Source organism: Haladaptatus sp. R4, from assembly GCF_001625445.1.
Lineage (GTDB): Archaea > Halobacteriota > Halobacteria > Halobacteriales > Haladaptataceae > Haladaptatus.
Window position 1 is genome coordinate 180,309 of the sequence record NZ_LWHG01000029.1, and the last position, 26,132, is coordinate 206,440.

Sequence of the window (26,132 nt, forward strand, 5' to 3'; positions counted from 1 at the left end):
CGCAGTCAGCGGGATGGTGACAGCACGACCCGAGACCCGCCGGAACACCGCAAAGAAAATCGGCGGTGGGGAGACGAGCGAGAAGAACTACAGCGACGTCGCGTTGATTTCGATGACATTTGCCGCCCTATATACTATTTGTGACAGTTGTTCGAGGCGGTCGTCGTCCATCCGACTCGTCGGTCCGATGACACTGATCGCTCCGTAGACACCACCGTCCTGCTTTTTGATCGGCACCCCGACACCGACCAGTCCCGGAATCGACTCCTCCCGGTTGTAGGCGAATCCCTTCTCCCGAATCTCCGCCAGTTCTTCGCGGAGTTGCGTTTCGTCGGTGATGGTGTTCTCCGTTCGCGCTTCGAGTTCGACGTCGTCGAGGAAGCGTTCGAGTTCCTCGTCCGTCTTGTACGCGAGTATGGCCTTGCCGACCGCCGTGTGGTAGAGGTTGTTCCGGTAGCCGATGTACAGTTCCGTCTGAACGGCGTTCTCGCCGTTGGTCGTGTAGAGGCAGATACCTTGGTGTTGCTCCTCGACGGTGAAGAGCGCACGTTCCCCGCTTTCCTCCGCCAGGGTGTCCACCTCGTCGCTGACGAGGTCGTAGATATCGAAGCGATTACGCACGTGGTGAGCGATGTCGATAAACCGGAGTCCGAGGCAGTATTTCTCGCCATCCTTCACGACGTACCCGTACTCACGGAGCGTCGCCAAGTAACAGTGCGCCGCGCTTTTCGAGATGTCGAGGTGGTCGGCGAGTTCCGTCACTCCGAGCCGTTCGTGTTTTTGGAGTGCGCTTATGATGTCGAGGGAGGTTTGGGTTGATTTTACGGGATTTTTAGCCTCGTTCATCTTTCTCAGTACTGTTGTCAGCTGTTGGCATAAGCGTTTGGAATAACCAAACGCTCGCTGTCGTCCATTTTCCGCCACGAAAATGACCGATTACAATATAGTTCGTAAAGATGTTTTTCGTCCGTCATTCTATAGACGTCACTATCTTCCGTCAATTTATCAATATTCCAATCATCATCTCTCGTTGATATTCCGGAACGGGAGTATCACTTGCCCGTCCAACCATGTCAATCAATTCCATGCTAGACGGAAACTATATTAAAGCAGTTGCGTATACCTGTAATATGCGCAGAGTAGCGTTTGCAAGTCGTGTAGAACGAAATCCGTCTCACGCGAGGATACCGATATGAAGTTCGGGGTGTTCCTCAACCAGTATTACACGGAGGGCAGCGAGTTCGGCGTCGGGGACCTCTACGAACAGGTGGAGTTGATGGAGGACGTCGGGTTCGACTCCGCGACGCTCGGCGAGCGACACATCCACGAGGAGGGGTTCGTGGAACCGATTACCGCGCTCGCGGCCATCGCCGCGCGAACCGAACGGCTCGAACTCGGCACCGCGGCGATGCTTCCCGCGCTGTACAACCCGCTCCACCTCGCCGAGCAGGTGGCGATGATAGACGAGATTTCCGGCGGTCGCGCCGCGTTCGGCGCGGCGCTCGGCTATCGGGAGCGCGAACTCGCGCCGTTCGACGTGGAGATGGACGAACGGGTCGGCAAGTTCCTCGAATCGATTACGCTCCTCAAGCGGCTTTGGACCGAGTCGAGCGTCACGCACGACGGCGACTACTGGTCGTTCGACGACGTCTTCCTGAGTCCGCGACCGGACGAGGTCCCGGTTTGGATCGGCGGCCACGCCGACATCGCCATCAAGCGGGCGGCGTATCGCGGCGACGCCTGGATCGCCAGCGCGTCGTCCACGACATCGGACCTCGAAGAACAGATCGGCGTGTACGAGGACGCGCTCGACGAGTTCGGCATGAGCCGCGAGGAGAACGACGTCATCCTCATGCGCGACTGTTACGTCGCCGACTCCGTCGATGCCGCACGCGAAGCTATCGAGCCGTATCTCCTGAACCTCTATCGACTGTACGCTCGCTGGGGGCAGACGTACATGGACGAGAACGAAGTCGAGGTGGACTACGACGAACTCGACGAGAAGTTCGTCATCGGAACGCCGGAGAACTGTATCGAACAGCTCCGAACCTACGAGGACCTCGGCGTGGATCACGTCCTCATTCGGTGTCAGTTCCCGGGACAACCGCAGGAGTCGGCGATGACGTGTCTCGAACGATTCGGCGAGGAAGTCATCCCCGCGTTCAAATGACGACGAAAATCGGCTACGTCGGGTTGGACCATCACCACTGTCAACCGTATCTCGACAGCATCGACCAGCTCGACGTCGAACTGACGGCGACCGCCGACGAGCGGTTCACCCCGGAAGCGTTGGACATCGAGACGGCGAGCGACGCTCCCCACTACGGTTCCGTCGAACGGTTGCTGGACGATTCTGACGTCGACCTCGTCTGGATAACGCTCTCGAATCGGGACACGCCCGAGGTCATCGAAGCGGCCGTCGAGCGAGGTATCGACGTGTTCACCGAGAAACCCGCCGCCCGGACGGCCACCGACCTCGAACCGGTCGCGGCCGCTGCTCGCGAGTCGGAGGCCACAGTCGGGGTCTCCTACACTTGGCGCGGCCACCCGATTTCGAAACAACTCCACGAGCTACGTCGGTCCGGGTTTTTCGGGGACGTTCGGAGCTTCGACCTCCGGTTCGTCGCCTCGTCGCTACGGACGCGGGACACGGACCACTACCTCTTCGAGAACGACGCCAGTCGCGGCGGTATCGTCCAATGGCTCGGCGTCCACTGGCTCGATCTGGTGCCGTGGATACTCGACGACCCGATCGTTCGTGTGAACGCGAACCTCTCGGCCGGAACCCCGGAGGTCGATATCGAGGACGAGCGACGCTCCAGTTGGAAACGGAATCCGGTGCCATCGGCACGCACACCTGCGGCTACTACCTCCGCGAGGGACGGTACGATACCCGGATTCAGGTGTACGGCGAGAAGGGACGGAGCAGTTGGGACCCGATGGGCGAGACGTTCGGCTTCGAGGGGGAGACGACGCTCGAACTCGGTTCCTCGGGTGGCGACTGGGTAAGTACGCCACACCGGCGGGTCACACACGAGTATCAGGCCGCACCGGGCTACGGCGGCCGCTGGGGAATCGAGTTCTTCGAGCGGATGTTACGCGCCAGGAACGGCGCTGCCACGATGCCTGCTGATTTGGACGACGCGCTCGAAGTCCTGCGGGTTCTCGACGCGGTGTACGAGTCCGCGCGAACGGGGACGTGGGAATCCGTCGACGGCGCGTAGGAATCGGACCCTTCGCGTTCGCGTTCTCGTCTTCGTGTTCGCGTCCGCATTTCCGATCAGTCCTCGTAGATGGAGTCGATTTTCCACTCCGCTACCGGGGTGAACTCCGACGCGTCGAGGTCGATATCGTACCCGAACGGCGCTTCGAGAACGGACCCCAAGGAAATTTTCCCGTCGTGGATATCGAGCGTGGCGAACCCGTTCGGGTGGCGACGATAGAGGTCGCCGTGGTTTTCGAGGAGTTGGTCCTGAACGTCGTCCGGAAACATGTCGAGGCCCAAGTAGTAGTGGTGTCCGTTTCGCTCGACGTGGTCCATCCCGATGGTCGCCATCGTGGCGAGGTCCTCCCCCAACTCGACGGGACCGAGCGTCGTGAGGTCCTCGCCGCTCATCAGGTACGTCCCGTCCGTGGTCCGCCGTCGGTGTTCGATCAGACAGCGATTCACGATTCCCTTCATGACCCCCTTGCAGTTCTTGTGACTCGTCCCGGCGTAGCCGCAGTCGAGGGCCGTTCGAAGGCTGGTGGGGTGGTCGTCCGACTCGTCGATGATGACGGGCGGCCGGTCGGTCCACGCGTCGAACGTCGCGCGTGTACCCTCGCTGAACGCCTCGTCGCGCGGGAGGGGTTGTTCGACGTACAGGAGATGATCGAAGAACGGTTCGAGGGTCGAATCGGCTTGCATCGTCTCCCACTGGCGTCGAAACTCAGCGACGCTCCCGTACTGTTCGTTCGCGTCCAGCGAGAAGGCGTAGTCGTCGAGCGAACTCCGTTCGAGGAGGGCGTGAATCCGACGAAGCCGGTCGGCGTCGCTCGGCGTGGCCGCGAGCTTGATTTTGAAGTGGTTCACGCCCTGCTCCTCGATGTACTCCGTCAGCGACTGCGGGAGGCCGTCGTCGAGTCTGTCCGCGACAGCGACGTCCTCGTCGGTCAACGGATCGCTCAACCCGACCGTGTGCCGGATTCGCATCTCACGCCGTGGCGTTTCGGGGAGGAGTTCCGTCGGCTCCCGACCGTCGAGTTCGTCGTAGAGTTCCCCCATCTCGATGCCGAGGGTGTTCTCGTGGACGGCGGTAGGGAACGTCGTGTCCGTCGCCCGGCAGAAGGCGTCTATCAACGCCTGTTCGATCAAACTGACGCCGTAGCTCCACAGGAGCGCCGGATGGTCGGTCGGTTCGGCCCAGTCGCCGACCTGCTCGAACAGCGACTGCCAATAGGAGAAAACTGTCGGGTGGGAATCCATGGCAGTCGCGTGCTCACACGTCGCCTCGAACACCTCCAACATTCCCTCGATTCCGTCTTCGAGCGTCATCTCCGGGTCCTTGTGGAACCACATCGGCGCGAGCGCGCCCATGCTCAATCCCCGTGCCGTTCGCCCGTCGATGTCGGCGGTGAGGGAGACGAGGATTTGCGGGCCTTCAGTGACGTGCACGTTGCCGAAGTGAAACGACATCCGTCGGCGGAGGTTGATAGTGGACAACTCCGTCTCGAAGATGGTGATTGCCATATCGGGACCTCGGACCGTGAAACAATAAATCATCTCCCGCTCGCACCGACCAAACGTTTTTACCATCGACTCGAAAGTATTCGACATGCACATCGGACTTTGTACGCTAGCCGACGGGAATTCCTCCGTCGAGGAGGTGGTGCGGGAAGCAGCGGCCGCCGGGTACGACGGCGTCGAAATATGGGGCCGAGGACACGTCGACGGCACCAACGGCACGCCGGACGAAGCGCGCCGAACTGCGACGGACCTCAATCTCGATATCCCGACCTACGGTTCCTATCTCCGGCCGGAACGCCCAAGTTCGCCGAGTCCTACGAGGGGGAACTCGAAATCGCGACGCTCTCGACGCGGACCTCGTTCGCGTCTGGGCGGGAAATCAGGAGTACGGCGTCCACGACCGCGGCCATTGGAGGCGGACGGTCTCGGACCTCCGCGAGTTGGCGACCGCGGCGTCGGAACGGGGTATCGGCGTCACCGTCGAGAAACACGAGGGGACGCTCACCGACGACGGAGAGGGAGCGCGGCGGTTGATCGAAAAGGTGGACGAACCGAACTGCGGTCTCAACTGGCAACCGCTGTTCGGCATGACGTCGGATGCGATTCGGGCGGAAGTCGAGGAACTCGCACCGCTGAGCAACAACGTCCACATTCAGACCGTTCCCGAATCGGGCGCGACGACGCGCTGTGCGTTGGCGGACGCTTTCTTCGACGTCGAACACATCGTTCGAACGTTTCAGGACGCCGATTTCGACGGCTACGTGAACGTCGAGTTCGTCCGAGACGATATCGACTTCACGCGTGCCATCGACGCCGACCTCGACTACCTTCGGTCGCTTGCCCGGTGACGTCAACGTTGCCTACGACATCGTCACGGACCACGTACCACGGTGCACCTATTTCGGACCACGTACCACGATGCACATTTCACGGACCACGTGTCACGGAGCACATTTCACGGGAACCGTTCATCATCGTGACGTCACGTGATTCCGGAGCGTACCGACCCCTTCGAACTCGACTTCGACCACGTCACCGTCCGAGAGCGCGTCCGGGCCGTACGGCGTTCCCGTCGCGATGACGTCGCCCGGTTCGAGGGTGATGAGTCGAGAGACGTCGGCGACCAACTCGGGAACTGAGAATATCATCATCTCCCGCGTAGTCTCCTGTTTCACCTCGCCGTTGTGTCGGAGTTGCAGCGTCGCATCGTCCGGGACTTCGTCCGGCGTCGCGATGACCGGACCAATCGGGAGCGAACCGTCGAACGCCTTGCCGCGAACCCAGTTTCGCTCTTCGGCCTGGTCGTCCCGGTTCGAGATGTCGTTCACGCAGGTGAACCCCTCGACGTAGGCCATCGCGTCGTCCGCATCGACGTCCCGGCACTGCGTTCCGATGACGATGCCGAACTCGGCTTCGAACTCCACGAGGTCCTTGCCGGGTGGCAGTTCGATGGCGTCGTCGTGCCCGCTCACGCAGTTCGGTCCCTTGAGGAAGAGTTCGGGTCGCTCGGGTAGGTCCTCGAACCCGGACTCCTCCCTGTGGTCCATGTAACCACCCGCCTGACAGACGACTTTCGTCGGTTCGCACGGCGGGAGCGTCTCCACGGATTCCACGTCGTAGGTTCGATTGCCCGCTTCGATGGTGCCCTCGACCAGTTCACCGTTTCGGGCGATACCCGTCTCGTCACGAAAACGTATCGTTCGCATAGACGAGAGAGGGTTGGGAGGGGGAGGTAACGAATGTTTGGGTTCGACCACCGGACGGCGTGAAATTTGTAACGCCGCCGGGGCGACCCGGTGGCTATCGTGATGATACCGGTGAGCACGAGTCGTTTGGAATTACGAAACGCTCCCGTTTCCAGCAAATCCATCCATTACAAAGATATCACTGTAACGCGCGGGGTCTCGGCGACGATTTCGATCGGTTCGACGTCCCTCCGGTGATCCGGTGTTTGGTATTACGAAACAGTTATCGAGCTATCGACGTCGAATTGATCTCGATGACGTTCACGGCGTGGTGGATCATTTCCGAGATATCGTCCAGTCGATCACCGGTCATCCGACTCGTCGGTCCGATGACGCTGACTGCGCCGTACACGCCGCCGTCTCGCGCCCGAACGGGTGCACCGGCACCGACGAGACCGGCGATGGTTTCCTCCCGATTGAACGCGATGCCGTCGTCCCGAACGTCTTCGAGTTCCGCGCGCAACTGCTCGCGGGTCGAAATCGTGTGTTCGGTGTGTTTCGTGAACTCCAAATCCCGTATCAGTTCGTCCCGCCGTTCCCGCGGCATGTACGCGAGTATCGCCTTCCCGACGGCGGTGTGATGGAGGTCGTTTCGATAGCCGACGTACAGTTCGGTCTGGACGGCCATGTCGCCACTCGCTTTGTAGAGGCACACCCCTTTTCCCTGTTCTTCGACGGTGAACAGGGCCAACTCGCCGCTTCGCTCGGCCAGTGTATCGACCTCGTCGGTGACGAGGTCGTAGATTTCGAACCGATTTCGGACGTGGTGGGACATGTCGAGGAACTGTGGACCGAGTCGATACGCCCCGTCCTCCCGCACCACGTAGCCGTTCTGGCGCAGCGTCGAGAGGTGGCTATGAATCGTCCCCTTCGAGACGTCCAAGTCGGTGGCCAGTTCCGTCACGCCCATCCGCCGATGTTCCTGAAGCGAATCGACGATATCGAGGGCGGTCTGTACCGCTTTGACCGGATTCCTTGCTTCGTTCATACTAACTGGTTCGGAATTAGGTTGTGGGACGATCGATATCAATGTTTTCTCGACCGAAATGATAGTTCAACGACCGAAACGCCCGTTTCCCTTCCCGGAACAAACTAATAACGAGCGTGAGTGGGCAGCGATAGAGACCCCATGCAAGCAATCACGTACGATCGAATCGCGGATGCGGCGGAGCACTTCGACGACGACATCGTCCAGCACACGCCGACGGACCTGAGCCGTTCGATAGGGCGAACGGTCGGCGCGGACGTGCATCTCAAGATGGAGCACCTCCAGCGTACGGGATCGTTCAAGACGCGCGGGGCGTTCAACAAGATGCGGACGCTCCAGGCGGACACGGACGTCGAGCGCGTCGTCGCCGCGAGCGCCGGAAATCACGCACAGGGCGTCGCGCTGACGGCGACGAACGCCGGGTTCGACGCGACCATCGTCATGCCGACGGACGCACCACAGGCGAAGATAGACGCGACCAGAGGGTACGGCGCCGAGGTGATTTTGCACGGGAACGACTTTCAGGCCGCCATGACTCACGCCCACGAGTTGGCCGACTCCCCCCGGACGGGGTTCATCCACGCCTACGACGACCCGGCCATCGTCGCGGGACAGGGGACCATCGGCCTCGAAATCGTCGAGGACGTGCCCGACGTGGACACCGTCCTCGTCCCCATCGGCGGCGGCGGGTTGATCGCCGGAGTCGGTTGTGCCCTCGCGGAACTAGCCCCCGACGTCCGTCTCGTCGGAGTTCAGGCCGCATCCGCCGCGACGGTCCCAACGAGTTTGCAGAAGGGCCGCCCCCAGACGAACGACGACGTTGATACCATCGCCGACGGTATCGCCACCGGCGGCATCTCCGAGTTGACCCTGGAGTACATCGACGCGTACGTGGACGACGTCGTCACCGTTCCCGACTCGGCCATCGCACGTGCCATCATGGTACTCCTCGAACGCGCGAAGCAGTTCGTCGAGGGTGCGGGTGCGGCCGCCGTCGCACCCCTCCTCACCGACGCGGTCGACGTCCGTGACGAAGTCGTCGTGCCGGTGTTGAGCGGGGGGAACCTCGACGCGTCCATGCTCCAAACGGTGTTGAGCCACGAACTCACCCAGCGAGACCGACTGATCGAACTCCGCATCCGTATCGACGACCGGCCGGGCGTGCTGGAGGAGATTTCGGGCGTCGTCTCGGACCACAACGCGAACATCCGAACCGTCAACCACCACCGCGCACACAGCGAACTCGCCGTCGGCGAGGCGTTCGTCACCTACCAAATCGAAACGAGCGGCGTCGAGCACGCCGACAACATCAAGGACGCCATCGAAGCCGTGGGCTACGAGGTGTCGCAGGTCAACTGACACCGGCCGACCGAGTCGTCACCTCCTCGTGAACTACGATTCGAGAAGTTTCAGGCTTCACTCGGTGAGTTCGCACGAGAACCGCTACGAAACGATTTCGCGGAGGTAGTTGAGAACGATACCGACGATCACGAGATAGCCGAGGATGCCGAGCACGTCGACCGTACGCCCGTTCACGTGTTCTCCCATCACGGTCTCGTCGCGGGCGATGGAGAGGAGAAGGTAGCCGAGCAGGGGGAACGCGGCGATTGCGAGCGCTTGAGCGGTTCGGAGCAGTTCGACGGGCGACTCTCCGGCGACGGCGACGACGGCCAAACCGATTCCCATCGCGGCCATCGTCCAGAGCTTGACCGACCGGTTTTCCATCGAGGCGTCGTACCCGAACCCGTCCACCAACAGCGTCGCGCCGATGAGTGCGTTGACCACCAGCGACGAGAGGGCGGCGAAGAAGAACCCGATGAGGAAGAGATAAAACGCCCCGTCCCCCGCGACCGGTCGGAGTTGCGTCGCCATCCCCTGCGCCGAGACGGCGGAGTTCGGCGTTCCGTAGATGACGGCGGCGCTCGTGAGGAGGATGACCATCACGATGAGGCCGAGTATCGCGATACCGACGATGCTGTCGAACCCCTTCTCGCTCAATTCGTCCACCTCCCAGTCCTTTTCCGCCATCAGATGGGTCTGGTAGGCCGCCGCCGCGATGGAGAAGTTCGTCGCGGCGAGACCGAGTCCGAGAAAGACGCTCGACCGGTCCGGAAAGGTCGGAACCAGTCCGCCCACCGTCCGTCCGAAATCGACGCCGACGAGCGCGAGCGACCCGACGAACGCGACCAACATGATGCCGACGACGACCGTCACGAGCGTCTCGACCTTTTCGTACAGGTCGGGGAGCCAAAGGAATCCCGCCGCAGCGATCGTAAAGACGGCCGCCCAGAGGCGAGGTTCACCGCCGAAGAGCGCGGCGACGCGAAGCCGATTCCGGCGTTGTTACCCGCCTGAAACGCCACAATCGTACAGAATCCGAGCACACCAGCGAGTTGAGAGGTTCGTTTTCCGTACTTCGTTCGAGCCACCTGAAACAGGGTATCCCCGGTGACGACGCCGATGCGGGCGGCCATCCACGTATACGTGATCATGAAGACGGTGGCGGCGACGGGAATCCACAACAGTCGATAGCCGTACGTTCCGCCAGCAATCGTACTCAGCGCGATGCTGCCGGGACCGACGACGACCGCCGCCAGAACGAGCGCCGGTCCGAGGGCCTTCAATCGCCGAGAGAGGGACGCGGTTCCTGTCATGGTCCCTCATCACACCCATCCAACTAATATTTTTGCACGAAGAAAAACGTCGAATCTCTCCCTGTCGTCCCCCGTCGATATCCCGACTATTCGGAACGAGCGTCCGCCCACAACCGCTCGATTTCGACCCGTTCGTGCCGCGCGATGTCCGTCGGACTCATTTCGTCGTTCGACGGGCGGTGGCACTCCGCCGTGACGTATCCGTCGTACTCTCGCTCGTCGAGCGCCCCGAACAGGGGGGCGTGGTTGACGTCGCCCGTCCCGAGCAGTCGCGGTTCGAACGCTTCCACGCCGTGGCAGGTCTCCAACTCGAATCGACCGGGTCGCTCCGACTCCGATCCTGTGCACCGACGCTCGTCCTTGACGTGGACGTGTCGCAGGTCGTCGCCGAGGCGCTCGACGGACTCGCGCCCGTACCCGACGTCGGAGATGTACATGTTCCCGGCGTCGTGGATGACCCCGACGTTCTCGCGGTCGATGGCGTCGAGCAGTCGCTCCGCGTCCGCCGCCGATTCGATGATCGTGTTCGAGTGGATTTCCATGAGGAGCGTCACGTCGTAGTCGGCGGCCACGTCCGCCGCGCGTCGCATCCACTTCGCGCCGGTTCGATACGCATCGTCGTCCGCGTCTCGGGACGGGGGACCGCCGGGACCGTGCCGTACTCGGGGACAGTCCAGGATTTCCCCCAGTTCCAGAAATCGAGTCAATCGGTCGAGTGCCGCCTCGCACTCCGCTTCGCTCTTCCCGACGTACTTTCCGGTGTAGGTCGCCAGACACGCCACTTCGAGGTCGTTGGCGTCGAGGCGGTCCGCGATTTCGCGGGCGCGCTCGTCGCTCGTTTCGACACCGAAGTGTGGCTCTCTACCCATCAACTCGACGGCGTCGTAGTCGAGGTCCGAGACGACGTCGATGACGTCGTCCAGTCGCCGGTCGCCGAACATCTTCGTGAATACGGCTGTTTTCATGTCTGTCACTCCTCCGCGGGACGCGGGGTGAGGTCGCCGGATTCGACCATCGATTGGAGCGGGTTGTCCTCTATCTCCAGCGGGAATTCGACGCGCCCGCGCCGCCGAGCGGACTCCCAGCAACCGAAGATGATCTCGTTCGCCGTCAGCACGTCTTCGGCGTCGAGGACGGGCGTCGTTCCCTCGTCGAGGCTCGAAACGACGTCCGCTATCGCACCGAAGATGGGACGAACGTCGTTCTCGCAGTCAACCGCCTCCGGCGTCGTCTCCCCGTCGCGGTGTACGCGCAGGTCGTGCTCGCCGGACGGCCACAGATCGAGGACGCCTTCCGTCCCGCGAACGCGGACGAGACTGTCGAAAGCGGCGGTCCCGTCGCCTGTCGAAAGCAGCGCGTGGACCCCGTTCTCGTACTCCCACATCGCCAGCGCTTGGTTTTCGTTGTGCGACCCGTACCGGACGTTCTCGACGCTGTAGTCGACCTGACAGAGCGCCCACTCCGGCCTTCGCCCGTCGTTCAGACCGTTACAGACGTCGATCAGGTGGCTTCCGAAGTCGAAGAGGTTCTTCCCGCCGATTTCGACCCGCTCGATGGTCCCGATTTCTCCCTCCGTGAGACGGCGTCGGGCTTCGAGATACGTTTCGCTGAACCGTCGCTGATGGTTGAACGTCAGTTGGATGTCGTTGTCGGCACACGCCGACACCATGCGACGACAATCGCCGAACGTGTCCGCCATCGGTTTTTCGCAGTGGATGGCGCGGAGCGCGTCGCTCTCGGTACAGTCGACGACGATGTCCGCGTGCGTCGGTACCGGCGTGCAAACGCTCACGACGTCCGGTTCGACCGCACGGAGCATCTCCATGTAGTCCTCGTAAACGTCGTGATGGTCGATGTCGAACCGGTCGGCGAACGCCTCCGCGTGATCCCTGACGAGGTCCGCACACGCCACGAGCGAACAGTTTTCGAGCGCCGCGTACGCATCCGCGTGATGGTACGACATCGCCGCACTCGTTCCCCAATCCGGGGTATCCGGGTCCGGCCCGGTACCGATGAACGCCACCTTCTGCTGAGCCATTAGTATCGGGTTTGTTCTTCGCAGTCGTATTTCAACCTTCGTATAAAATTTACGATAGTTTACTTTATCGACGGTGAGATTTATGTTGTTTTCACGTGAGATAAGAATACGGACATGCTAGACATCGGTATTATCGGGCTCGATACGAGCCACGCAGAGGCGTTTGCGCCGCTTATCGACGAAACAGAGGATATGACCGTCAGCGCCGTGTGGGACGACAATTCGGTCCGGGAACCGTCGTACACGGAATCGTTCGCCTCGAAATACGACGCGCGATACGTCCACGAACCGGGAGAGATGGTATCATACGTCGACGCGGCGATGGTTCTCACGGTCGATTGGGGAACGCACCGCCCGCTCGCGACGCCGTTCCTCGAAGCGGGCGTTCCGACCTTGATCGACAAACCGCTCGCCGGGCGGTACGAAGACATCGAGGCGATAGCGGCGGCAACCGAGCACGCACCCCTGTTCGGCGGTTCCGCCGTCCCGTTTCATCCCGAAATCACGTCGCTCATGCGGGAAGAGACGGGGCGTTCCCTCTTCGGTGCGGGCTACAACGACTACTTCTACTATCGGGTTCACATGGTGGATGCGGTCCGGATGCTCGCCGACGCGGACTGGACCGAGGTTCGGGTGGTCGATTCGCCGGGGACGAGGACGGAAATCCGGTTTTCGAACGGAACTCACGGGACGATTCGGTTCGACGGCACGCCGACGAACGCGAGTTTCGGGTTGTTGGACGTCGGCACCGAAACGCGGGCCGTGCGGATCGAGGGGAACGAAACGTCCTTCGCCGAGATGTACGCGCCGTTCCTCGACGCGTTCGAATCGGTCGCCCGTGGCGAGCGGGACGACACCCGCCGACTTCTCGATTCTGCCACGTTGCTGTTGGGCATCGAGGCGGCTATCGAGAGCGGTCGAACGGTCACCCCCGACAGCGACCTCCTTCGGGAGGTGTATCGGGACGGTGATTCGTTCCTCGCAGAATACGAACCCTACTACTGATTGCGGGTTTCACGGATACGGTCGAGGATACCCGTCATTTCCGGCTACGAATCCGGCCCGTCGAGAACGACGGGGGCGCCCGTTTCGAGCGATTCGTTCGCCGCGAGCGTCAATTCGAGCGTTTTTACCCCGTCCGCGTAATCGGTTCGAACGCCGCTCGCATCCCGCCGTTCGACCGCGTTTACGAACGACTCGACTTCCGTTTTGACGGCGCGACCGCACCCTTCGAATCGGACTTCCTCACCGTCCACGCTCCCCGTCAGCGTATCCGCGGTGTAATCGAGGGTCAACTCGAAGCCGTCGCCGACCAGCGTTACCTGCGTGCCGACGGGCGTGATGCAGTTCGTCGAAACGTGGCTGACGATACCGTTCGCGTGCTCCATACTCGACGTGTTCACGTCCTCGAAATCGATTTCGTCCCGAACGCGCCGGTTACCGTACGTCGTTATCGTGCTCACTTCCCCGCCGAAGTGGCGGAGCACGTCGAAGACGTGCGTCGCGAGCTGGACGTTTCCGCCGCCGGACTTTTCCTTTTTCCGCCCCCACGGGCGGCCCGGAATGCCACCCCAATACCGACCGTCCATCAGCCCTATCGTCCGGTCACCGACGAGTTCGCGTGCGCGTTCCGTGATGTCGGCGTATCTGAAGAGATATCCCGTCTGGGAGATGACGTCGTTCTCCTCGATGACGGACCGTATCTCGTGGGCTTTCTCCGCAGTCCGTGCCACGGGCTTTTCCACGAACAGGTCGATGCCCTGCCGCGCGGCGAGGGTGGCCTGATTCGTGTGGGCGAATGACGGAATCGCCAACACCAACGCGTCGAGTTCGTGCTCCGCGAGCATCGTTTCGTGATCCGTGTAAACCGCCGCGTTTCGGGGGTCCGCCGCTTTCCGAGCGTTCCCTTCGTCGACGTCACAGACCGCGACGAGCGTGCAGTCGTCGATACCGTCCACGGCGTCGAGGAGGCGCGATGCCATCACTCCGGCACCGGTACAAGCGATTTCCATTGGTATCAGTTCTCGCAGCGGCGTCAATTAAAATTATCGCCGTACATCGTCGATGTTCGACGGGCGATACGGGAGGACGCGACCCGGACCGTTCGGGGGCCTCCTGAGGATTGTTACCAACACTTTTGTACTGAAACCGCCTTTATCGGCGTGAAATCCATGAGTGACAGTGACGGCCCTCGACTCGCCACGGCGGACGAGTTTCCCGAGATGATGGAACTGCTGGATCGCTACTTCAGTTACGAACGCGACGGGATGGCCGCGCGATTACCATACTGCTACGACCCCTCCCGAATGGAAAATCACGCGATCATCCGGAAGGACGGACGGATCGTCAGTCACGTGGGTGCGTTCCCGCAAACGTTCGTCATCGGCGGCGAGGAAGTCGAATGCTGGGGATTCGGCGGTGTTGCGACCCACAAGCGGTACCGCGGTAACGGCTACATGAGCGAACTGATCGACTTCTGGTTCGACCGGATGGAAGCCCGAAACGTACCGCTGGCCGAGTTGAGCGGGAACAGACAGCGGTACAACCACTTCGGGTGGGAGGCGGCGGGGCGGGAGTTCCGGTACGAGATTCACGGTCGCTCGTTCTCCGGGACCGATTCCGACCACGAACGGGTCGTCCCCTACGACGGAGGCGACGAACGACTCGACCTGCTTCGGACGCTCCACGGGGAAGAGCCGTATCGAGTGAAACGGGACGAGGAACGGAGTCGCACCGTATTCGGTCAACGGGGACTCGAAACGTTGCTGTACGAACGCGGCGACGAGTCCGCGTACGTGAGTCTCTCCCGCGAGAGTCGCGCCCGAACCATCGCCGAGTTCGGCGGTTCGGCGCGCGGGATAGAAGTCGTGTTGACACACCTCTTCGAATCGTACGATATCGACACCCTCACCGCGGTCGTTCCCCCGCGACATCCGCTCAATACGACGTTTCGCCGTCACAGCAGGACGTGGAGTTTACGGAACCACCGAAACCTCAAGATTCTCGATCCGGCGACGATGCTCGACCGCTTCAGCGATCAGATACGGCGTCGTTGGCGGTCCGCCGCGGAAACCGGGGACGGGTCGCTCACGCTTGGGGTCCGGGGAGCGGACGACGCGGTCCGAATATCGTACACCCCGGAAACCGTCGATGTGGCTTCGACCGACGACGAACCGGAACTGGAACTGGACGAGAACGATTTGGTCGCGCTCCTCTTCGGATTTCACGACCGAAAGCGAGAACTCAAGGAACGCCATCCGATTCTGGCGGCGGTGTTGCCCCTCGATTTCTTCGTCTGGAAGACGGAACACGTCTGACGGAGACGCGTTCGGGGGTGCAGACCCGCCTCGAACGCGCGGGATCAGACGCACCCGAACGAACCGCCGAGGGACCGTTCGATTTTCGATGGGCGCGAATAGCGTCAGCAGGGGCACAGGAGATCACGACGTCGGTGGGAGGTGGCAACTAGGGTGAACGACGTGAACGATGTATCCTGTATTCCGGCATTTACCGAAGGTCATCTTAAAACTATGGATACTAATCCGGGACGCACGCGATTCGACCGGTACCGGATTCGATTCGAACGAATCGACGGTCACTCGTCGCTTCGTCGTCGAATTACCGAGGCGTTCGCGTCCTCGTCGGCCGTCAACCGACACCGTCTCCGCAGGTTACGTTCCGATAGTATTGAAAATTCTCGATGAACAGACGTTATTTTATATATTTAATTATATATCAAAATGTCCCCGCGTAGCAAATTATATAAGACATTGTGTGTAACGATTTATTGTAATGGCAAAGACTAGCAAGCGAGACAGCTCCCCGAGCGTCGCCGAAAGCCTCTCGCGGCGACGGCTGTTGACCGCCAGTTCGGCGGCCGTCGCCACCGGACTGGCCGGCTGTATGGGAGGAAAGAAAAAGAAGAAGCAGGGTTCGCTCAAGGAGGACACGATCAACACGTGGATCGAACGGTTGCCGACCCGGATGACGTGGAACCCGTGGGCGACGAACTACCCGTGGACGACGAGTTGGCTCGTCTGTGCGAGGGTCGTTCGGTTCTTCGCCGACGGAAGCGTGAAGACGACGATGCTCGACGATTGGTCGTACGACGCCGACAAACAGGTGACCACCATCAAGTTCCAGAAGGACTGGTACTGGTGGAACGGGAAGAAAGTGAAGGCGGCCGACAAATACTACTTCGAGGAGTTGGCTCGCCTCATGGACCCGGAAGGGAGCGACCTGAAGAAGTTGGAGATGCCCGACGACTTCACCCTCAAGCGATACCACAAGGAACCCCAGAACCCGCAACTCCTGAAATACAGCCTCGGCGGCTACCTCGGTGCGAACGTCCGTGGATACCGCGAAACGTACAAACCGTGGGTCGAGAAGTTCCAGGACGTCTCGAAGCAGTCCGAACGCGAGAGTCTCAAGGAGAAACTCGGGAAGGAAGTCAAAATACCGACGAAGGACCTCATCGACAAGGGACTCGGGACCGGGGCGTTCAAGCTCACGAAAGCGGACAACCAGAAGATGGTGTTCGAGAAGTTCGACAAACACCCGTTCGCCGACGAAATCGACATCCCGAAACTGCAACTCAACGTCGCCAAGGAGGAGACGCTCGCCAATCAGATCAAAAACGACAAGCTCGACCTCGGGTTCGGCCTGCGTTCGGAATGGATCGACGAAGGGGTCGGACCGGAGTACATCAAGAACGTCAACACGTACCGGGACACGTACATGACGAAGATCAACTTCGGGTTGATCGGCAAGGCGGCGAAACACCTACGAAAGCGGCAGGTTCGTCAGGCCGTCGCGTGTGCCATCGATACGAACAAACTCATGTCGAACATCGGCGGGAAGAACTACACGCTACCCACCCAGAGCGGACTGCCGCCCGCCGTCGGGAAGAAGTGGGTCGGCGAGGACCAACTGAACGAGTACATCGACTATCCGACGAAAAGCGACACCGACCGCGTGGCGAAACTGATGCGCGACGCCGGATACGAGAAGAAGGGCGGCACGTGGACGGATTCGAGCGGAAAGAAGGTCACGTTCGAACTGGCCGTCGAGACGCGGTTCGCACCCCACGGAAAGACGTTGAAGGACCAACTGAAGCAGTCCGGATTCAACGTCAACTTCATGACCCTCTCGGCGAACAACTTCTCCTCGAAGTATTCGGACACCCCGACGTTCGACATGACTATCGACGAACACGGCGCGCTGACGGCCCATCCCTACTACTACTTCCGCAGCGACCATCAGTTCGGCAACGAACTCGGCGAACCCGGCGCGGTCAAACGCTGGCTCCAACAGGGGAAGGGCCGGTCCCAGTTCGACGGACGGGAACTGAAGCCGGAGATTCCGAAGAAAGTGGGCGCGGAGGACCTCTCCGGCGCTACCGAGAGGGTCAACCTGTTCGAACTGACCCAGAAGTGGAAGAGCGCACAGACGAAACAGGAAAACCGCCGCTCGCTCGGAAGTATTCGTGGTACTGGAACTTCCACCTGCCGCAAATCGACCTCTACCAGAGCGCCAGCGGCAGTTGGGGAGATACGGAGAACTTCACGTTCCAGAACACCGATTCGAATGATTGGAAGTCCTATCGGGCCTGCTACACCAATCTCAAGCGTGGCAACATCAAAGCGAAGAAGAACTGATCGGACGATGCTCGTCCGATCACGACGCGGGTTTTACCAGAAAGAACTAGCTACCGAGGTGGTCGGTGGGTCGTCACTGAACGTACGAGAGAACGAGATACGCGACCCCGCCAGCCAGTAGCGCCGAGAAGCCCCAGACGCCGAACATTCCCGCGAGAATGCCCTTACCGAGGACGTATTGGAGTACGAGACCCGTGAAGATACAGGCGACACCGACCGCCATCACGAAGAACAGGAACGACCCTCGAAGCGTTTTGAGCAGCGTTACGACCGACGGCGGGACGTGCCGAGTAACTGGTTGCGTGGACGACGCCATAGAGTATGCGAACGGTTCACTATCCATCTATATAAATATTGACCGCGCTCCCGCAGAAGGCGTCTCCGTCCGGTGGAGCGATAGCCCGCTCCCGACGAGAACCGTCTTCCGTCCGGAGCGGCGGTCGATACGGTCCGATAGGGACAAAGATTATTAGCGTTTGTTCGGATTAGTTACTCGTGAAGTCGGACGGGGTCGTGCCGGAACCCGAAGCGGCGTGTGCGGACGAAACGACACGGCAACGAACACAAGTGAAACGATGACAGTAAGTGAATCCGAAATCAGCCGGAAACGATCGACGGATAACGACGTGATCCTGGAGCTTCGTAACGTCGAGGTCACGTTCGATATGGACCGCGGGACGTCGCGGGTGCTCGACGGGGTCGATATGGAGATTTACCGCGACGAGATCCTCGGCGTCATTGGGGAGAGCGGGAGCGGGAAATCGATGTTCGCCTCGGCGCTCCTCCACGCAGTCGTCGAACCGGGGCGGACGAGCGGAGAAATCATCTATCACCCGGAGGACGGGGACCCCGTCGACGTTCTCTCGTTGACCGAAAGCGAACTGGAATCGTTCCGCTGGGAGGAAATCTCGATGGTGTTCCAGGGCGCGATGAGTTCGTTCAATCCGACGATGAAGATCGGCGAGCACTTCGAGGAGACCATCAAAGCACACAACGCGGATCACGACGAGCGGATGGCGCACGCCAGACGCATCCTCGACGACCTCTATCTCGACTCCGATCGGGTGCTCGATTCGTACCCACACGAATTGAGCGGCGGGATGCAACAGCGGGTGCTCATCGCGCTGTCGCTCGTGCTCGAACCGGAGGTGCTCGTCATGGACGAACCCACGGCGGCGCTGGACCTGTTGATGCAACGCTCCATCATTCGACTCCTCGCGAAACTACAGGAGCGGTACGATCTGACCATCGTCTTCATCACGCACGACCTGCCGCTCGTCGCCGGACTCTCGGACCGATTGGCGGTGATGTACGCCTTCGAATTCGTCGAGTACGCCCCGAGCGAGGAACTCCTTCGACACGCGAGCCATCCGTACACGCGAGCACTGCTGAAATCCGTCCCGAGCGTCGATGCACCCTTGGAGGAACTACACGCAATCGAGGGCGAAAGCCCGGACCCGGTCAACGTTCCGGAGGGGTGCTCGTACGCCCCCCGCTGTCCGCTCGCCGACGATCAGTGTACGACGGCGGAACCGGGATACCACACCGTCGATGATCCGGAAGACGGGCATCGAGCGGCGTGTTTCCACTGGAAGGAGGCCGAGGATGCCGTGTCCTACTCGTTACAACAGGAGGTGGAAACTCAGCCCCAACGAGGGACGACTCGGTTCGGCGGAACGACGTCCGAGACGATCATCTCGCTGGAGGACGTCAGCGTCACGTTCGACGAGTCGGGACTGTTGGACCGCCTGTTTTCGGACGAAGCGCCGGTCGTCCAAGCCGTCAACGACGTGTCGCTCGACATCGAGGAAAACGAGGTGGTCGCCCTCGTCGGCGAGAGCGGTTGCGGGAAGACGACGCTCGGCAAGACGAGCATCGGTCTCCAGCGGCCGACCGAGGGAAGCGTCACCTACCGCGGACAGGACATCTGGGACGCGAAGGAAGGGCGCGGGGACATCGACGTTCCCCACGACGAGATACGGCGCTCGCTGCAGATCATCCATCAGGACCCCGGTAGTTCGTTGAACCCGACGAGAACGGTTCTGACGAGTCTCGCAGCGCCGCTGAAGAAGTGGAAGCCGGAGATGAACGCCAACGAGCGCGAGGCGTACGTCTACAACCTGCTCGAACGGGTCGGGATGAAACCGGCGTCGGACTACGCGATGCGATTCCCCCACCAACTCAGCGGCGGCGAAAAGCAACGCGTCGCCCTGTTGCGTGCGCTGTTGATGAGTCCGGACCTCATTCTGGCCGACGAGGCGGTGAGCGCCCTCGACGTGTCGCTGCGCGTCGAGATGATGGACCTCATGCTCGAACTGCAGGACCTCTTCGACACGTCGTTCCTGTTCATCTCCCACGACTTCTCCAACGCGCGATACCTCGCGGAGAAATCGGGCGGACGCATCGGCATCATGTATCTCGGTGAACTCGTGGAAATCGGACCCGCCGAGGAGGTGCTCCGAAATCCGTCACACCCGTACACCAAGGTGCTCAAATGGGCGACCCCCGCGATGGACCCCGACGTCGCTGCGGCGGAGAGCCAGGAGGAACCGCCGATTCGAAAGATCGACGTTCCCGACCCGTTGAATCCGCCGAGCGGGTGCCGGTTTCACACCCGCTGTCCGAAGGCGCGGGAGGCGTGTAAACGCGCCTCGCCGGAACTCCGGCAGTCGGATCACAACTCCCGTACGGCCTGTTTCAGGGAGGATAAAACGCACGAGTACTGGAACAGCGAACCGCTCGAAGGGGTCGAGGAAGCGGAGTAGTCGTCCTCGTCGACCGCACTGATTTCCCGTCGTCCCTGACCAACACTTATAGTGTGTGTTGTTGTATTATCGGTGAATGAGCGAACGATTTTCGAAGAGTCTGCTCGACCACATCTGCGATTACGAGGACCAACTGAAGACGATTTTCTACCTCAGCGCCGCCGTGTTGGTCCTTTCGGTCCTTTCGCTCTTCGGACTCGAACCGGGAACGGCCACGTACGTCGTGACGGTCCTCAATATCGTCGGTCTCTCCACGCTGACGCTCGTCACCGGGTTTTTCGTCGTCAAGTGTGGCTGATGACGAACGCCACGTTATGGTCGTTCGACCGTCTCGAATCGCGGTTCGAAATCCGTTCCGGACCGGGATTCGCCGTTCGACTCACGGTCACGTTCAGCATAAGTTATAATAGATCTTGAGTCATACTAACACGCACCGAAATGGGATACTATTTGAGACGGACAGCACAGGCAGTTCTGACTTTAGTCGTCGCGGTAACGCTCGCGTTCGTTCTCTTCAGGCTCATGCCGGGAGGGCCGATAGAGGCCATGCGGAATCGGATGATACAGCAGGCAGCAGCGAGCGGGGCCGGTATCAACACCGAACGTATCGACGACATGGTCCAGTTGTACACCGGTATCGAACCGAATCAGCCGATATACATCCAGTACGTAAACTATCTCCGCGACATCATCCTGTATCAGGACTTCGGCGAATCCATCCGATACAGTCGTCCTGTGTTCAACATCCTCTTCGAGGCGATGCCGTGGTCGGTGTTCATCAGCGTCTACGGCCTCGCGCTGGGATACACGGCGAACATCCTGCTCGGTGCCGTGATGGCGTACAAGGAGGGAACGCGCTTCGACCAATCGTCGACGGTCGGGGCCATCCTCCTCAATTCGATTCCGTACTACGTCGGTGCCATCGTGCTGCTGGCTATCTTCGCCTACAACCTCGAATGGTTTCCGACGGGTGGGCGGTACAACACCGACCTCATCGCGGGGTTCAACGTCGCGTTCATGGTGAGCATCCTTCGGCACGCGGCGTTACCGATCCTTTCGAGCTTCATCATCGGGTTCGGCGGTCGGGCGCTCGCGATGCGCGGCAACAGCATCCGCATTCTCGGCGAGGATTACCTTCGGGTCGCCCGACTTCGGGGGATCAGTTCGACGCGCATCGCGACGCGATACGTCGCGCGGAACGCGATTCTCCCGATGTACACGCAACTCATGATCGGCATCTCGGCGGTGTTCAGCAGCAGCGTCATTTTGGAGTACATCTTCACGTATCCAGGGGTCGGGTGGTACACGTACGGTGCGCTGAAAGCGCGGGACTACCCATTGCTGATGGGATCGTTCATCTTCTTCACGACCGTCACCATCATCGGTATCCTCGTCGCGGACGTCACGTACGGAATCGTCGACCCACGCGCCAGTACAGGAGACAAAAATGAAGCGTTCTAACGAAGAGACGGCAACCGACGGCGGCCACCCGGGCGACGAGGAACTGTTCGGTATGATGGACGGCGACATCGGGTCCCAACCGATTTCCCGAAACGACCGCATCCGTCGAGTTCTCGACGCGTACATCTTCGCGCCGGGTCGCGTCGCGTGGCACGATTGGCGGGCGCGTATCGGGACGACGATAATCCTCGTCTTCCTGTTCGTCGGCACGGTCGGCGTCAAACTCGTCGACAAGCCGATGGCGAACGACGCGCCGAACTATCTGCCTCCCATGTCCCACTTCAACCCCGACGAGGGGCCGACCGTCATTCCCGGTCTCCACGTGAGCGCCGCGGATTTCGCCGATCCATTGGGAACCGGTAAGTTCGGCGAACCCATCGGCAAACAACTCGTTCACGCGACACCGGCGATGATCAAGATGATCTTCGCCGGGGCCATCGTCTCCATCGCCCTCGCGACGATCATCGGCGTCACGGCGGGGTACAAGGGCGGGAAGGTCGACGCGGTCCTGATGTTCGTCACGGACATCGTGTTGACCATCCCGGGCTTGCCGCTCATCATCGTCATCGCGGCCGTCTATCCGCCGAAGAATCCGTATCTCGTGGGGATACTCCTCGCTATCGACAACTGGCCCGGACTCGCGCGGGCGCTCCGCTCGCAGGTGCTCACCATCCGCGAGGAGTCCTACGTCGAGGCGTCCCGAACGATGGGTCTCTCCTCCGGTACCATCCTCGGGAAGGACATCGTTCCACAACTCATGCCGTACGTCATGATCAACTCGGCGTCGGCGGCACGACGCGTCGTCTTCGAGTCCGTCGCGCTCTACTTCCTCGGCATCCTCCCGTTCACCACGTTCAACTGGGGCGTCGTGATGAACCTCGCGTACAAGGAGGGACACGCGCTGGTGAACCTGAATCACTTCTACTGGCTCTTCTGGCCCATGCTCGTCATCATCATCCTGTCGTTCGGGCTCATCATGTTCACGCAGGGGATGGACCGCGTGTTCAACCCCCGCATCCGCGCCCGACACGCCAAAACCGTCGGCGGCGACTCGGACGACTCGCAACTCGACTGAGCGGGAATCCGACACGGATTTTTGGAAGTTCCGAATCAGCGATACCGTGACGGCTCCGCGCCCGTCCAGCGAATCTCCCGGTCGTGCAACGCCGGGAGGAGTTGGGGGATATCGACTGTCCCGACGACGCCGTGGGCGGTCAACCCGTGGTCGATGGTCGTGTCGGGGGAGGTTGCCATCTCGTAGAACGACGGCGCGGGATTCACGAGCGAAATTGTCCGGAGAGAGGGGATAGCGACGGCGGTCAGCAACGCGTGAAGCGCCATCGAACCGTGCCCTTCGACGGCGACATCGACCCCGTCACCGAGGCGGTCGCGGAGGTACTCACATCCCCGCGTGACGTCGAACACCTGCATCGCCAGGAGCGAGGTTCCCAGCATCGTCGCGTCGGCGGCCAACTTGTTCTTCGTCCCGTGGTAGTCGTCGTAGTCCCCGCCGTTCATCAGCGGCGTGTTCACGTCACGTGCGCGCACCGCGCCGACGCCTCGCGGGTCGACGCGAGCACGAGGCCGTGTTCGGCGACGAGGTCGCGGATCTCCGACTGACGGTCTCGACGTCGTCGGTGCCGCGTTCGTACAGGAGGAGCAGTGGATCGCCGCTCGCTTCGAGGCCGTCGTCCGCCCGAGCGACGATTCCCGTCACGACCACCGTCGGGTCGCGTTCGGTCGGGAAGAACACCTTCTCCCACGTGATGCCGTCCGCCCGTTCCGTCTCGTAACGGCGAGGGTGGAGGGCCGGTCTCCGGCAGTCGAGGTCGAACCGCTGTCGGACTCGCTCGCGCATCTCCCTCGCGTATCGGTCGGCGTCCGAAACCTCGGGACGAGTCGCCGCGTCGGGCGCGTTCGCGGCGATGTACGCGCGATTCAACGCCGTAACCGTCGTCTCGTCCGGGAATTCAGCCTTGACCTCTCCCGCCGCCGTACAGTGGAGTTCTTCCGAGTCGTTCGGTTCGGGGGAGTCGGTTCGGAAGTCGGGCGTCTCGTTTCGGAGATGCTCCCTGAACCAGTTGACCGTCGCCTCGCGCAGCGTCGGACCGAAACCGTGCGTATCGTCCGCGACCGCGATGTCGATGGCATCCTCGCGGTCGTACTGCTCGTACACGGACCGGGCGCGTTCGTAGGACCGCCGCGCGCCTTCGATAGGAAGGAAGTCCGACCGTGCGGCCCCCACGAGTACCGGCTTGGGTGCGAACGCCGAGAGGAAGTCGTCGTAGCGCGGTCCGCGGTCGATGGCTCGGTGAATGATCTGCTCACCGTCCTGTCCCTGTCCCGTGTCCATGTACGCTCGCTTCGAGGTGATGAAACAGCACGGGACCGCCGCATCGATGCGGTCCTCGACCAACGCGAGGTAGGCCGTCTGTAGCCCCCCGCCCGAGTTCCCCGTCACGCCGATCCGATCCGAATCCACGTCGGGTCTGCGTTCGAGGTAGTCGAGCGCGCGAATTCCGTCCCAGACCATGTATCGGGCGACGTTCGCCCCGGCGAACGTACACTGCTGGTTGAGAAACGTGTGTTCAGTGGTGTTCCGTCGCGGGAGTTCCCCGGTCTCCGGGTCGTAGAACTGGTGGCGTTCCCCCTGTCCGAGGGGGTCGATGGCGAGCACGACGAACCCGTTGCGAACGAGATCGATGCAGACCTGCTGATAGACGGCCGCTCCCTTTCCGAGGTCGGAGTGGCCACAGAAAAAGAGGACACCGGGGAACGCTCGATTCCCGTCTTCCCTCTCGCCGCTACTCTCGTCCGTTCTTTCGTCTCTGGCTTCGCGCGGGACGTAGACGTTCGCGGTCACGTGGAAATCCGGGAGGCTCTCGAAGACGACGTTCTCCACGTCGTAGCCGTCCCGTCTCAGTCTCCCCGTCCGTTCGGCCCGCAACTCACACCGTTCGTCGGGGAGTCCGCCGATGGCGTCGAGGAAGTACGCGCGTTTCCGGTCGGCGTCCGCCATCGCCGCCTGCCGACCGTCGATTTCCCGCCGCTCGGTTCGCGCCCGTTCGAACCCTTCTTCGGCGACGGCCCGGAGGTACCGAGGAAGCTGATTCTCGACGTCGTAGAACCCGTCTATGTTTCGTTGAAAGCGCTTCATCGATTGTCACAACGGATGATGCGGCTCGGCATAATTCTAGCGGAGCTACCGCCCCGATCCCGTCTCCTGTGCCAGTTCCGCGAGTCGCCTGCTCTCCGCTACGGACGGACACCGGTCGTACAGTCGAACCTCCTCGACACGTCCCCGGAATCCGCTCCCCATGAGGTACGCGTCCCGCAGGAGCGTCCAGTCCGCCGGTTCGGTTCCGAATTCGATCGGACCCTCGAACGGTCGCGTATCGACCGTCTCGCCGTCGATGAGCAACCGCATCTCCGCCCCGTCCCACTTCCCTTCGACGAAGTGCCGGACACCCCCGCCGTCCCACTCCCAGCGCGCGGTCCGCTCGTCTCCGCCGTCCGACAGCGCAAACTCGATACCGCCCTCCGTTTCCCGCGAAAACCCGAGCCGAATCGCGCCGCCAAGATTTGCGACGACCCCTTCGGTCGCCGGGTCGGACGGGGACACCAACGCCGAGACGGACACCCCATCCTGAAAGACGCGATTTCGGAACTGATGCGGGCCGAGCGAAACGCCTCGCGTTCCGTCGCCGACGAGGACCTTCCCTTCGATCCCTACGATTCCACCGTTCTCATCGAACGTCTCGTCGATCCCGTCGCCCGGAAGGCCGCGAAGGACCGTCCCCGAGGAGCGCATGTTCCGGTACGTTCCGGCGAGCCAGAGGACGGGGACCTCGGCCGCCGCGTTCGACGGAACGACGGGACGGAGGACGGTTCCGGCGGATCGAGTGGCGACGTCCCGCGCCGCCCACGTTCGCCCGCCGGTGTCCGTCTCCAACCGTTTCAGTCCGCGGTAGCCGTCCCGGTGGAAACAGGCGTAGACGACGTCCGGGTCCGACGGGTCCATCGCGATACCGGCCGAGTAGTGCAGTTCGACGCCGTCCTCCTCGATGTACCGCCCCGCAGTGGTGATGTGATGGTCGA

General features: G+C 61.5%; 24 protein-coding genes and 1 pseudogene. 12 read left to right on the top strand and 13 right to left on the bottom strand.

From position 1 onward, the window contains the following. Positions 1 to 87: 87 nt before the first annotated feature. Entirely contained in the window at positions 88 to 846 is a 759-nt protein-coding gene (locus tag A4G99_RS18580) for an IclR family transcriptional regulator (protein WP_066147038.1), read from the bottom strand. A gap of 346 nt (positions 847 to 1,192) precedes the next feature. Between A4G99_RS18580 and A4G99_RS18585 the strand changes: the two genes are divergently transcribed. From A4G99_RS18585 to A4G99_RS27550, 3 genes and pseudogenes are all read left to right on the top strand, one after another. Beyond that, the gene (locus tag A4G99_RS18585) at positions 1,193 to 2,170 is read left to right on the top strand and encodes an LLM class flavin-dependent oxidoreductase (protein ID WP_066147039.1); all 978 of its coding nucleotides are present in this window, start codon (positions 1,193 to 1,195) and stop codon (positions 2,168 to 2,170) included. Beyond that, positions 2,167 to 2,796, top strand: a pseudogene (locus tag A4G99_RS29935) (Gfo/Idh/MocA family protein); the annotation flags it as partial. The gene A4G99_RS18585 and the pseudogene A4G99_RS29935, both read left to right, overlap by 4 nt. Further along, positions 2,700 to 3,224, top strand: coding sequence for a Gfo/Idh/MocA family oxidoreductase (locus A4G99_RS27550; protein ID WP_223301988.1), 525 nt, complete (start codon positions 2,700 to 2,702; stop codon positions 3,222 to 3,224). The pseudogene A4G99_RS29935 and the gene A4G99_RS27550, both read left to right, overlap by 97 nt. 56 nt (positions 3,225 to 3,280) lie before the next feature. Here A4G99_RS27550 and A4G99_RS18595 read toward each other — a convergent pair whose 3' ends face one another. Beyond that, a complete protein-coding gene (locus A4G99_RS18595; protein WP_066147335.1) occupies positions 3,281 to 4,729 on the bottom strand; it encodes an enolase C-terminal domain-like protein in 1,449 nt (482 codons plus the stop codon). Positions 4,730 to 5,007: 278 nt separating this feature from the next. Here A4G99_RS18595 and A4G99_RS18600 point away from each other — a divergent pair, with 278 nt between their 5' ends. Next, complete coding sequence (locus tag A4G99_RS18600; RefSeq protein ID WP_223302030.1) at positions 5,008 to 5,574, top strand: sugar phosphate isomerase/epimerase; 567 nt, start codon at positions 5,008 to 5,010, stop codon at positions 5,572 to 5,574. Positions 5,575 to 5,697: 123 nt separating this feature from the next. Here A4G99_RS18600 and A4G99_RS18605 read toward each other — a convergent pair whose 3' ends face one another. Both A4G99_RS18605 and A4G99_RS18610 read right to left on the bottom strand, forming a co-directional pair. Continuing rightward, positions 5,698 to 6,432 carry a fumarylacetoacetate hydrolase family protein gene (locus tag A4G99_RS18605; RefSeq protein ID WP_066147040.1) on the bottom strand — a complete coding sequence of 245 codons (735 nt, stop codon included), beginning with the start codon at positions 6,430 to 6,432 and terminating at the stop codon, positions 5,698 to 5,700. A gap of 262 nt (positions 6,433 to 6,694) precedes the next feature. Further along, positions 6,695 to 7,459, bottom strand: coding sequence for an IclR family transcriptional regulator (locus A4G99_RS18610; protein WP_066147042.1), 765 nt, complete (start codon positions 7,457 to 7,459; stop codon positions 6,695 to 6,697). A gap of 141 nt (positions 7,460 to 7,600) precedes the next feature. Between A4G99_RS18610 and ilvA the strand changes: the two genes are divergently transcribed. Next, positions 7,601 to 8,818 carry a threonine ammonia-lyase gene (gene ilvA, locus A4G99_RS18615; RefSeq protein WP_066147043.1) on the top strand — a complete coding sequence of 406 codons (1,218 nt, stop codon included), beginning with the start codon at positions 7,601 to 7,603 and terminating at the stop codon, positions 8,816 to 8,818. An 84-nt stretch (positions 8,819 to 8,902) separates the two neighbouring features. On the opposite strand, the gene A4G99_RS18620 is transcribed toward ilvA, so the two are convergent. The 4 genes from A4G99_RS18620 to A4G99_RS18630 all read right to left on the bottom strand — a co-directional run bounded on the left by A4G99_RS18620 (position 8,903) and on the right by A4G99_RS18630 (position 12,151). After that, on the bottom strand, positions 8,903 to 9,730 hold the full coding sequence (locus A4G99_RS18620; RefSeq protein WP_255359145.1) for an NRAMP family divalent metal transporter: 828 nt from the start codon (positions 9,728 to 9,730) through the stop codon (positions 8,903 to 8,905). Continuing rightward, positions 9,670 to 10,113, bottom strand: coding sequence for a divalent metal cation transporter (locus tag A4G99_RS28900; RefSeq protein WP_255359127.1), 444 nt, complete (start codon positions 10,111 to 10,113; stop codon positions 9,670 to 9,672). The genes A4G99_RS18620 and A4G99_RS28900 overlap by 61 nt, the downstream gene beginning before the upstream one ends. An 86-nt stretch (positions 10,114 to 10,199) precedes the next feature. Next, positions 10,200 to 11,078: a sugar phosphate isomerase/epimerase gene (locus A4G99_RS18625; RefSeq protein WP_066147337.1), complete on the bottom strand. Its 879-nt coding sequence runs from the start codon at positions 11,076 to 11,078 to the stop codon at positions 10,200 to 10,202. A 5-nt stretch (positions 11,079 to 11,083) separates the two neighbouring features. Further along, a complete protein-coding gene (locus A4G99_RS18630) occupies positions 11,084 to 12,151 on the bottom strand; it encodes a Gfo/Idh/MocA family protein (RefSeq protein WP_066147045.1) in 1,068 nt (355 codons plus the stop codon). 114 nt (positions 12,152 to 12,265) lie between these two features. Between A4G99_RS18630 and A4G99_RS18635 the strand changes: the two genes are divergently transcribed. Further along, positions 12,266 to 13,156 carry a Gfo/Idh/MocA family protein gene (locus A4G99_RS18635; RefSeq protein WP_066147047.1) on the top strand — a complete coding sequence of 297 codons (891 nt, stop codon included), beginning with the start codon at positions 12,266 to 12,268 and terminating at the stop codon, positions 13,154 to 13,156. Between the two features lie 44 nt (positions 13,157 to 13,200). Here the strand turns inward: A4G99_RS18635 and A4G99_RS18640 are convergent, their stop codons facing one another. Beyond that, the gene (locus tag A4G99_RS18640) at positions 13,201 to 14,163 is read right to left on the bottom strand and encodes a Gfo/Idh/MocA family protein (protein WP_066147050.1); all 963 of its coding nucleotides are present in this window, start codon (positions 14,161 to 14,163) and stop codon (positions 13,201 to 13,203) included. Between the two features lie 159 nt (positions 14,164 to 14,322). On the opposite strand from A4G99_RS18640, the gene A4G99_RS18645 reads away from it, so the two are divergent. Together A4G99_RS18645 and A4G99_RS18650 are read left to right on the top strand one after the other, a co-directional pair. Further along, on the top strand, positions 14,323 to 15,468 hold the full coding sequence (locus A4G99_RS18645; protein WP_066147051.1) for a GNAT family N-acetyltransferase: 1,146 nt from the start codon (positions 14,323 to 14,325) through the stop codon (positions 15,466 to 15,468). A 475-nt stretch (positions 15,469 to 15,943) separates the two neighbouring features. Further along, complete coding sequence (locus A4G99_RS18650) at positions 15,944 to 17,929, top strand: ABC transporter substrate-binding protein (RefSeq protein WP_082837909.1); 1,986 nt, start codon at positions 15,944 to 15,946, stop codon at positions 17,927 to 17,929. Here A4G99_RS18650 and A4G99_RS18655 read toward each other — a convergent pair. Beyond that, entirely contained in the window at positions 17,882 to 18,124 is a 243-nt protein-coding gene (locus tag A4G99_RS18655; RefSeq protein WP_066147052.1) for a hypothetical protein, read from the bottom strand. The two genes, A4G99_RS18650 and A4G99_RS18655, sit on opposite strands and share 48 nt — an antisense overlap. Positions 18,125 to 18,383: 259 nt before the next feature. Between A4G99_RS18655 and A4G99_RS18660 the strand changes: the two genes are divergently transcribed. From A4G99_RS18660 to A4G99_RS18675, 4 genes are all read left to right on the top strand, one after another. Continuing rightward, complete coding sequence (locus tag A4G99_RS18660) at positions 18,384 to 20,573, top strand: dipeptide ABC transporter ATP-binding protein (RefSeq protein WP_066147053.1); 2,190 nt, start codon at positions 18,384 to 18,386, stop codon at positions 20,571 to 20,573. A gap of 76 nt (positions 20,574 to 20,649) precedes the next feature. Further along, complete coding sequence (locus tag A4G99_RS18665) at positions 20,650 to 20,871, top strand: hypothetical protein (protein WP_066147055.1); 222 nt, start codon at positions 20,650 to 20,652, stop codon at positions 20,869 to 20,871. 140 nt (positions 20,872 to 21,011) lie between these two features. Then, positions 21,012 to 22,034: an ABC transporter permease gene (locus tag A4G99_RS18670; RefSeq protein ID WP_066147057.1), complete on the top strand. Its 1,023-nt coding sequence runs from the start codon at positions 21,012 to 21,014 to the stop codon at positions 22,032 to 22,034. Continuing rightward, the gene (locus A4G99_RS18675) at positions 22,021 to 23,109 is read left to right on the top strand and encodes an ABC transporter permease (RefSeq protein ID WP_066147060.1); all 1,089 of its coding nucleotides are present in this window, start codon (positions 22,021 to 22,023) and stop codon (positions 23,107 to 23,109) included. The genes A4G99_RS18670 and A4G99_RS18675 overlap by 14 nt, the downstream gene beginning before the upstream one ends. 35 nt (positions 23,110 to 23,144) lie before the next feature. On the opposite strand, the gene A4G99_RS27555 is transcribed toward A4G99_RS18675, so the two are convergent. From A4G99_RS27555 to A4G99_RS29470, 3 genes are read right to left on the bottom strand one after another with little or no spacing between them, the layout of a single operon-like run. Beyond that, entirely contained in the window at positions 23,145 to 23,582 is a 438-nt protein-coding gene (locus A4G99_RS27555) for a hypothetical protein (protein WP_223301989.1), read from the bottom strand. Then, on the bottom strand, positions 23,569 to 25,191 hold the full coding sequence (locus A4G99_RS18680; RefSeq protein ID WP_223301990.1) for a S9 family peptidase: 1,623 nt from the start codon (positions 25,189 to 25,191) through the stop codon (positions 23,569 to 23,571). The genes A4G99_RS27555 and A4G99_RS18680 overlap by 14 nt, the downstream gene beginning before the upstream one ends. A 45-nt stretch (positions 25,192 to 25,236) precedes the next feature. Continuing rightward, a complete protein-coding gene (locus tag A4G99_RS29470) occupies positions 25,237 to 26,055 on the bottom strand; it encodes a LamG-like jellyroll fold domain-containing protein (protein WP_394337470.1) in 819 nt (272 codons plus the stop codon). Positions 26,056 to 26,132: the final 77 nt, after the last annotated feature.

Bases quoted from the DNA above. Each gene is read 5' to 3' on its own strand.
- A4G99_RS18650 (WP_082837909.1), top strand. From the start codon at position 15,944: ATGGCAAAGACTAGCAAGCGAGACAGCTCCCCGAGCGTCGCCGAAAGC.
- A4G99_RS18630 (WP_066147045.1), bottom strand. From the start codon at position 12,151: ATGGCTCAGCAGAAGGTGGCGTTCATCGGTACCGGGCCGGACCCGGAT.
- A4G99_RS27550 (WP_223301988.1), top strand. From the start codon at position 2,700: ATGGCTCGGCGTCCACTGGCTCGATCTGGTGCCGTGGATACTCGACGA.
- A4G99_RS18585 (WP_066147039.1), top strand. From the start codon at position 1,193: ATGAAGTTCGGGGTGTTCCTCAACCAGTATTACACGGAGGGCAGCGAG.
- A4G99_RS18635 (WP_066147047.1), top strand. From the start codon at position 12,266: ATGCTAGACATCGGTATTATCGGGCTCGATACGAGCCACGCAGAGGCG.
- A4G99_RS18580 (WP_066147038.1), bottom strand. From the start codon at position 846: ATGAACGAGGCTAAAAATCCCGTAAAATCAACCCAAACCTCCCTCGAC.
- A4G99_RS18605 (WP_066147040.1), bottom strand. From the start codon at position 6,432: ATGCGAACGATACGTTTTCGTGACGAGACGGGTATCGCCCGAAACGGT.
- A4G99_RS18675 (WP_066147060.1), top strand. From the start codon at position 22,021: ATGAAGCGTTCTAACGAAGAGACGGCAACCGACGGCGGCCACCCGGGC.
- A4G99_RS28900 (WP_255359127.1), bottom strand. From the start codon at position 10,113: ATGACAGGAACCGCGTCCCTCTCTCGGCGATTGAAGGCCCTCGGACCG.
- A4G99_RS18595 (WP_066147335.1), bottom strand. From the start codon at position 4,729: ATGGCAATCACCATCTTCGAGACGGAGTTGTCCACTATCAACCTCCGC.
- A4G99_RS18625 (WP_066147337.1), bottom strand. From the start codon at position 11,078: ATGAAAACAGCCGTATTCACGAAGATGTTCGGCGACCGGCGACTGGAC.
- ilvA (WP_066147043.1), top strand. From the start codon at position 7,601: ATGCAAGCAATCACGTACGATCGAATCGCGGATGCGGCGGAGCACTTC.
- A4G99_RS18645 (WP_066147051.1), top strand. From the start codon at position 14,323: ATGAGTGACAGTGACGGCCCTCGACTCGCCACGGCGGACGAGTTTCCC.
- A4G99_RS18680 (WP_223301990.1), bottom strand. From the start codon at position 25,191: ATGAAGCGCTTTCAACGAAACATAGACGGGTTCTACGACGTCGAGAAT.
- A4G99_RS18610 (WP_066147042.1), bottom strand. From the start codon at position 7,459: ATGAACGAAGCAAGGAATCCGGTCAAAGCGGTACAGACCGCCCTCGAT.
- A4G99_RS18665 (WP_066147055.1), top strand. From the start codon at position 20,650: ATGAGCGAACGATTTTCGAAGAGTCTGCTCGACCACATCTGCGATTAC.
- A4G99_RS18660 (WP_066147053.1), top strand. From the start codon at position 18,384: ATGACAGTAAGTGAATCCGAAATCAGCCGGAAACGATCGACGGATAAC.
- A4G99_RS18670 (WP_066147057.1), top strand. From the start codon at position 21,012: ATGGGATACTATTTGAGACGGACAGCACAGGCAGTTCTGACTTTAGTC.
- A4G99_RS18655 (WP_066147052.1), bottom strand. From the start codon at position 18,124: ATGGCGTCGTCCACGCAACCAGTTACTCGGCACGTCCCGCCGTCGGTC.
- A4G99_RS29470 (WP_394337470.1), bottom strand. From the start codon at position 26,055: ATGGACCCGTCGGACCCGGACGTCGTCTACGCCTGTTTCCACCGGGAC.
- A4G99_RS18640 (WP_066147050.1), bottom strand. From the start codon at position 14,163: ATGGAAATCGCTTGTACCGGTGCCGGAGTGATGGCATCGCGCCTCCTC.